The sequence below is a fragment of the Gemmobacter sp. genome (assembly GCF_016792925.1).
Taxonomy (GTDB): Bacteria; Pseudomonadota; Alphaproteobacteria; order Rhodobacterales; family Rhodobacteraceae; genus Gemmobacter.
Window position 1 is genome coordinate 1 of record NZ_JAEULU010000271.1, and the last position, 7,520, is coordinate 7,520.

The window sequence follows — 7,520 nt, forward strand, 5'->3', positions numbered from 1 at the left end:
ACCTGCACCCAGCTGACCGGCCATAACGAGGTGGTGCGGGTGATCTATGACCCGGCGCAGGTCAGCTATGAGGCGCTGCTGAAACTGTTCTGGGAAAACCATGATCCCACGCAGGGCATGCGGCAGGGCAATGATGTGGGCAGCACCTATCGCTCGGGGATCTATACCTACACGCCCGAGCAGGAAGCCGCTGCACTGGCCTCGCGCGAGGTCTATCAGGCGGCGCTGGCGGCAGCGGGGCGCGGGCGGATCACGACGGAAATCCTGCCTGCCCCGGTGTTCTACTATGCCGAGGATGATCACCAGCAATACCTTGCCAAGAACCCTCACGGCTATTGCGGCATTGGCGGCACCGGGGTCACCTGCCCCATCGGCCTCGGTGTGAAGGCCTGATGGCCCCGCAGACGCCCAAGCCCGTGGCGGATTTCAGTCTGGAAACCGAGGCCCGCCTTGCGGGCCTCTGGCCTGTTGCGGGGGTGGATGAGGTGGGCCGCGGGCCGCTCTGCGGCCCGGTGACAGCGGCGGCGGTGATCCTTGATCCTGCCAATATACCGCAGGGTATAGGCGACAGCAAAACCCTGTCAGCGGCGAAGCGCGAAATGCTGGCGGGGGCGATCATGGCCAGCGCGCGCTGGTCTGTGGCGCATGCCTCGGTGGCAGAGATCGACCGGCTGAACATCCTGAACGCCAGCCATCTGGCAATGGAGCGGGCGGTGGCGGGCCTTGGGCTGGCACCCGGTTTCGTGCCCGGTTTCGTGCTGGTGGATGGCAACCGCCTGCCCCGCTCCCTGCCCGGCCCCGCCGCTGCGGTGGTGAAGGGCGACGCCAAAAGCCTGTCCATCGCCGCAGCCTCGATCCTGGCGAAAGTGGTGCGCGATCACCTCATGGTGGATTTGGCGCAACAGCATCCGGGATATGGCTGGGAGCGGAACGCAGGTTACCCGACCCAAGACCATCTGGCGGCGCTTCTAAATCTTGGGGTCACCCCTCAGCATAGGCGTTCGTTCAAGCCCGTCCACAATATCTTGTATCAAGAACATTCTATAAGCCGTTGATTCAATAAAGAATTTGACTGCGAATCGCCTCTGACTCATCTTGGGACACAACAAATCGGCACAAAGAGGCCGAAGACAGAGGCAGTAATGACGACACGGAAATCCCCTGCGGAGGCGCCCAGCCTGCCGCTGAACCAGATCCTTGCCGGTGACTGTATCGAGTTGATGAATAGCCTGCCCGCCGGCAGTGTGGACCTGATCTTTGCCGACCCGCCCTACAACCTTCAACTGAAGGGCGAGTTGCATCGGCCCGACAACAGCAAGGTCGATGCGGTCGATGACCATTGGGACCAGTTCTCCAGCTTTGGCGCCTATGACCGCTTCACCCGCGACTGGCTGAAGGCGGCGCGGCGGCTGCTCAAGCCCAATGGCGCGATCTGGGTGATCGGCAGCTACCACAACATCTTCCGCGTGGGTGCCGCCATGCAGGATGCCGGCTACTGGATGTTGAATGATGTGGTCTGGCGCAAATCGAACCCGATGCCCAATTTTCGCGGCAAACGCCTGACCAATGCGCATGAGACGCTGATCTGGGCCAGCCGGGATGAGGGCGCAAAATACACCTTCAATTACGAGGCGATGAAGGCGCTGAATGATGGCGTGCAGATGCGCAGCGACTGGGTGCTGCCGATCTGCACCGGGCATGAGCGCCTCAAGGATGACAACGGCGACAAGGCCCATCCGACGCAAAAGCCGGAGAGCCTGCTGCACCGCATCCTGATCGCCACCACCAATCCGGGCGATGTGGTTCTGGACCCGTTCTTTGGCACCGGCACCACCGGGGCCGTGGCCAAGATGCTGGGGCGCGAGTTCATCGGCATCGAACGCGAGGAGGCTTACCGCAAGGTCGCCTCGGAACGCATTGATCGCATTCGGAAATTCGATACAAGCGCGCTGGAGATCACCGGCAGCAAACGGGCCGAGCCGCGCGTGCCTTTCGGGCAGGTGGTGGAGCGCGGCATGCTGCGCCCCGGCGAGGAGCTGTTCTCGATCGGCAACCGCTTCAAGGCCAAGGTGCGCGCCGATGGCACGCTGGTGGGCAATGATGTGAAGGGCTCGATCCATCAGGTCGGCGCCGCCTATGAGGGCGCGCCCAGCTGCAATGGCTGGACCTATTGGCACTTCAAGCGCGATGGCAAGATGATCCCCATCGACATCCTGCGCCAGCAGATCCGCGCCGAGATGGAGGCCGAGGAGCGTCAGCGTCACTGACGCCCCGGCCCAAAGAATACGCGATACCCATATACGGTTACGCCTGTGCTCCGGTTCCGCCGGGAGCACACCTCCCCGCCATGCTTGCATGGCGGGGCTTTTTCATGGGCGGCACGGATTTTCGCAGAAAATCCGGTTCGATCTTTCGCAGAAAGATCGGGTTACGCGCGCGGCCACTCGGTCACATCGGGGTAGAACCGCTTGCGCCACGCCCGCACGCGCGGGTTCATCCGGCGGCGCCACAGCGGCGGGATCATCGCCAGCACCCCCATGGCCGGATAGCCCATCGGCAGCATGGGCGCCTCGGTTTCGGCATAGGTTTGCAGCAGGGGAAAGCGGCGGTCGGGTTTGTAATGGTGATCGGAATGGCGTTGCAGGTTGATCAACAGCCAGTTCGAGGCGCGATGCGGCGCGTTCCAGCTGTGATGCGGGCGCACCGGCTCATAGCGGCCATCCGCCGTCTGGCGGCGCACCAGGCCGTAATGCTCGATGTAATTGGTCAGTTCCAGCTGCCAGACCGCAAAGAAGGCTTGCAGCACGAACAGCCCGATCCCGAACCAGCCCCCCACCGCATAGGCCAGCAGCAGCGCCACCAGTTGCAGCCCGGCATAGCGCCAGAACGGGTTGGAGCGGTGCCAGACCGGGCGCCCTGCTTTGGCGAGTTTCTCACGCTCGGCCTCCCATGCCGAGGCCGGGCAGGCCAGCAGCACGCGCAGGAAAAACCGATGGAACCCCTCGTTATAGCGCGCCGTCACCGCATCGCGCGGGGTGCCGACATGGCGGTGATGCACCAGAAGATGTTCGGTGCGGAAATGGCTATACAGCACCGTGGCCAACAGCAGATCGCCCAGCCAGCGCTCCAGATGGTTGCGCTGGTGCAGAAGCTCATGCGCATAGACGATGCCGATGCTGCCCGAGGCCACGCCAAGCCCGAACATCAGCGCAACGATTTCCAGCCAGCCCAGATGCGCGGAACGGGTGATCCACCAGATCGCGCCATAAACGGTCAGGGCCTGCAAGGGCAGCCAGATCAGGGTGATGGCGCGATACCAGTAGAGGTCTTCCTCCTCGGTCTGCGGGTCGGGGTTCTCCTCGTTCCGGCCCAGCAGCAGGTCCAGCACCGTGATCAGCGTCCAGGCATAGGCGGGCATCAGGATCACGGTCCAGCCGCCTTGCGTGACCCCGATCACCGCCAGCGGCAAAAGGCCCAGCGAGAGCCAGAAGGGCAGCGCCTTGCGCAGCGGTTCCATCGGGTGCGGGTCGGTCATCGGGGCCTCCATTCGGGCAACAGCCTAGACCGCGTGCCCCGATCACTCAACCGCCCGGATTGTCGCGCTGTCCCAGGCCTTGCGAAAGACCGTGGGCAGGCTGTCTGGGGTGAAGGCGGGCATCCACGCCCCGCGCGATGGCGCGGCATCGGTGGTGGCGGTCAGCACCGTCATCTCCAGATGGAAATGGGTGAAGGTATGGCGCGCGCGGCCCGCCTCTTGCCATGGGGCCTGCATGGGCGGCGGCAGGTCGCTGCCATCCCAGCCCGAGGTCGGAAAGCCCGGCATCCCGCCCAGCAGGCCCCGGTCAGGGCGGGTTTCCACCAGCACGGCGCCATCGGGGCGGGTGGCGATCCAGATCAGGCCCTGCCGCAGGGGCTTTGCCGCTTTGGCGGCTTTGCGGGGAAAGGTTGCGGCATCGCCTGCGGCATGACCCGCGCAGGCCCCGGCCCAAGGGCACAGCGCACAGGCCGGATTGCGCGGCGTGCAGATCGTGGCGCCCAGATCCATGATCGCCTGCGCATAATCGCCGGGGCGCTGCGCCGGGGTCAGGCGGGCAGCCTCGGCCCCGATCAGGGGTTTGGCGGCCGGCAAGGGCGTCTCGATCCGGCGCAGGCGCGAGATCACCCGCTCTACATTGCCATCCACCACCGTGGCGGGCAGATCGAAGGCAATCGAGGCCACGGCGGCGGCGGTATAGGGGCCAATGCCGGGCAAGGCGCGCAGGGCATCCTCGGTGGACGGGAACTGCCCGCCATGATCCGCCACCACGGCGCGGGCGCATTTCAGCAGGTTGCGGGCGCGGGCGTAATAGCCAAGCCCCGCCCATTCCGCCATCACCGCCGCATCCTCTGCCGCCGCCAGATCGGCCACGGTCGGCCACAGCTCGGTGAAGCGGCGGAAATAAGCGCGCACCGCCGCCACGGTGGTCTGTTGCAGCATGACCTCGGACAGCCAGACCCGGTAGGGGTCTGGCCGCGCGCCCTCGGCCCGGTCGCCGGGGCTGACGCGCCAGGGCATGACGCGGTGGTGGCGGTCATACCAATCGAGAAGCAGGGCAGAAAGGTCGGGCACGGGAATCCTTGGCGATGGCGTGCCAAGGATATAGGCCCGTGCCGCAGAAAGGCCACCCTGCGCTCAGCCGCGCTTGCCGAAATCGGGCGGCAAGGCGGCGTCAAGGATATGGGCATCGCCGCCAATCACCTGACTGGCCCGCCCCACGATCAGCGGATCGGGCGTGCCGATCACCTCCCAATCCTTGTTGGGGTAATCCACCGTTGCAAGAAAATGCCGCATGCAATTGAGCCGCGCGCGCTTCTTGTCATTCGACTTCACGATGGTCCAGGGCGCATCGGCGGTATCGGTGTAGAAGAACATCGCCTCCTTGGCCTCGGTGTAATCCTCCCATTTATCAAGGCTGGCCTTGTCGATGGGCGAGAGCTTCCACATTTTCAGCGGGTCGGTTTCGCGCGCGATGAAGCGGTTGCGCTGTTCCTCTTGGGTGACCGAGAACCAGTATTTGTAAAGCCGGATGCCCGAGCGGACCAACATCCGCTCCAGCTCTGGCACCTGGCGCATGAATTCCAGATATTCCGACGGGGTGCAGAAGCCCATCACCCGCTCCACCCCGGCGCGGTTATACCAGCTGCGGTCATAGAACACGATCTCGCCCGCCGTGGGCAGGTGCTGGATATAGCGCTGGAAGAACCACTCGCCCTTCTCCTTGTCGGAGGGTTTGGTGAGGGCCACCACACGGGCATAGCGGGGGTTCAGATGCTCCATGAAGCGCTTGATGGTGCCGCCCTTCCCCGCCGCGTCGCGCCCCTCCATCAGGATCACGAATTTCTGGCCGGTCTCCTGCGCCCAGATCTGCACCTTGAGCAGTTCGGCCTGAAGCCGGGCCTTCTCGGCCTCATAGGGCGCGCGGCCCATCAGGCGGCCATAGGGGTAATGGCCGGATTCAAAGGCCTGCCGGATGGCATCGGGCGAGGCAGAGGGGAATTTCTGCGGCCCGGGGGCGGCGAAATCCTCGGCTGCGGCCTCGGTCGGGAGGGTGTCGATCTGCGGCAGCGGGGGGGCGATGTCTTCCATACGGCGTCTCCTTTTACTTGCACCCCGCAAGTATTTTCCGCCCGCCCGCCCCGGCCTTGATCCGCGTCAAATCCGCGCGGATTTGGCAAGGAATGTGACGATTGGGTGACAGACAGAAAACCCCCGGCTCTGCCGAGCCGGGGGCTATGGTCGTCACGCAGGGGTTGCTGGCTTACAGCTTGCCCGCGTTTTGCTGCATCATCATGCCCGCAGCGCGGACGCGCGCAAGCTTACAGCTTGCCCGCGTTTTGCTGCATCATCATAAACGTGTCGTAGTTGTATTCGGCGATCTGCGCCCAGGTGTAGTTCTCCGAGCGGAAGGCCTTGATCGACTGCCACAGCTTCGCGAAGGCCGGGTTCGAGGCTTCCAGCTCGGCATAAACCGCATTGGCCGCGTCGAAACAGGCGTTCAGGATCTCGGGCGAGAACGGGCGCAGCTGGGCGCCATTGGCCACCAGCGACTTGATCGCCGTCGGGTTCTTGAAGTCGTATTTTTGCAGCATGTCGGCATCGACGCCCTGGCAGATCGAGCGCAGCAGCGACTGATAGGCGGGCGGCAGGGCCTCATAGGCAGCTTTGCCGAACATGAAGTGGACGGTCGGGCCACCTTCCCACCAGCCGGGATAGTAGTAATAGGGCGCCACTTTGTAGAAGCCCAGCTTCTCGTCATCATAGGGGCCGACCCATTCGGAGGCGTCGATGGTGCCCTTTTCCAGCGCCGGGTAGATGTCGCCGCCGGCGATCTGCTGCGGCACGACGCCCAGACGCTCCATGATCTTGCCGGCAAAGCCGCCGATGCGCATCTTCAGGCCCTGAAGATCAGCCACGGTGTTGATTTCCTTGCGGAACCAGCCACCCATCTGCACGCCGGTATTGCCGCCCGGCAGCGCCACGATGTTCTTGTCGGCCAGGAATTCGTTATACAGGTCGATGCCGCCGCCATGGTAGTGCCAGGCGTTGATGCCGCGTGCCGACAGCGAGAACGGCACGGCAGCCGCCACGGCCCAGGCCGGGTCTTTGCCCCAGTAGTAGTAACCGACCGTGTGGCAGGCCTCGATATTGCCCGCGCTCACCTCATCGGCGGCTTGCAGGCCGGGGACCAGTTCGCCCGCCGGGAAAACCTGAATGGTGAAATTGCCATCGGTCGCTTCCGACAGGCGCTTCGACAGCACTTCGGCAGCGCCAAAGATGGTGTCGAGCGATTTCGGGAAGGACGAGGTCAGGCGCCAGGTCACCTTCGGTGCGGCCTGCGCCAGAGCGGGAGCTGCCAGCGTGCTGGCCGCAGCGCCGCCGATGGCGGCTTTGGTCAGGAAAGAACGACGATCCATACTACCTCCTCCAAGGTCGGGGCAGCCCGACCGGCCACCCCTTCTGTGATGGAGGCAGACTAGCGGCGCATTTCACGGTTGAGAACCATTTTTTCGCGGCGCGCTGCATTTTTGGTAACCTTAGCTTACCAATAAGCCCCCAACGTCAAGCAATCAGGCAAAAATGCCTGCCAATGCACCACTTGCCGCCTTGTCGGGCACCGATCTGGCCCCCGATGCGCCTTGGGCAGCCCCGGATCAGGCCGGTTTTGCCCGCGAAACAAGCAGCTTGTCGATGCGCCGCCCGTCCAGATCCAGCACCTCGATGCGCCAGCCCTGCTCGCGCGTCACCTCGCCGATCTGCGGCAGATGGCCCATCAGGTCCAGCACGAATCCCGCCACGGTTTCAAAATCGCGGTCGGCGCGCAGGTTGAGGCCCAGCCGGTCGGCGAATTCATCCACCGGCATCCAGCCCGCCACCAGCAGCGAGCCATCCTCGCGCTCCACCAGCTTGGGTTCATCCTCGGTGGCATCGGCGAAAGAGCCGGTGATGGCCTCCAGCACGTCCATCGGGGTGATGACCCCCT

8 protein-coding genes are annotated in these 7,520 nt (G+C 64.3%); 3 read left to right on the forward strand and 5 right to left on the reverse strand.

Annotated features, from left to right (window positions below):
• The 3 genes from msrA to JNN06_RS12930 all read left to right on the forward strand — a co-directional run.
• Window positions 1-393: peptide-methionine (S)-S-oxide reductase MsrA (gene msrA / locus JNN06_RS12920; protein WP_291240003.1), on the forward strand; the 393-nt coding region annotated here is incomplete at its 5' end.
• On the forward strand, window positions 393-1,055 hold the full coding sequence (locus JNN06_RS12925; protein ID WP_291240004.1) for a ribonuclease HII: 663 nt from the start codon (window positions 393-395) through the stop codon (window positions 1,053-1,055). The genes msrA and JNN06_RS12925, both read left to right, overlap by 1 nt.
• Window positions 1,056-1,142: 87 nt before the next feature.
• Entirely contained in the window at window positions 1,143-2,267 is a 1,125-nt protein-coding gene (locus JNN06_RS12930) for a site-specific DNA-methyltransferase (RefSeq protein WP_291240005.1), read from the forward strand.
• A 161-nt stretch (window positions 2,268-2,428) separates the two neighbouring features.
• On the opposite strand, the gene JNN06_RS12935 is transcribed toward JNN06_RS12930, so the two are convergent.
• From JNN06_RS12935 to JNN06_RS12955, 5 genes are all read right to left on the reverse strand, one after another.
• Window positions 2,429-3,535, reverse strand: coding sequence for an alkane 1-monooxygenase (locus tag JNN06_RS12935; protein ID WP_291240006.1), 1,107 nt, complete (start codon window positions 3,533-3,535; stop codon window positions 2,429-2,431).
• Between the two features lie 42 nt (window positions 3,536-3,577).
• Window positions 3,578-4,555, reverse strand: a complete 978-nt coding sequence (locus tag JNN06_RS12940; protein WP_291240010.1) for an A/G-specific adenine glycosylase — start codon at window positions 4,553-4,555, stop codon at window positions 3,578-3,580.
• A 117-nt stretch (window positions 4,556-4,672) separates the two neighbouring features.
• Window positions 4,673-5,626, reverse strand: coding sequence for a polyphosphate kinase 2 (gene ppk2, locus JNN06_RS12945; protein ID WP_291240007.1), 954 nt, complete (start codon window positions 5,624-5,626; stop codon window positions 4,673-4,675).
• A 230-nt stretch (window positions 5,627-5,856) separates the two neighbouring features.
• Window positions 5,857-6,954 carry a TRAP transporter substrate-binding protein gene (locus tag JNN06_RS12950; RefSeq protein ID WP_291240008.1) on the reverse strand — a complete coding sequence of 366 codons (1,098 nt, stop codon included), beginning with the start codon at window positions 6,952-6,954 and terminating at the stop codon, window positions 5,857-5,859.
• Between the two features lie 237 nt (window positions 6,955-7,191).
• Window positions 7,192-7,520: transporter associated domain-containing protein (locus tag JNN06_RS12955; protein ID WP_291240009.1), on the reverse strand; the 329-nt coding region annotated here is incomplete at its 5' end.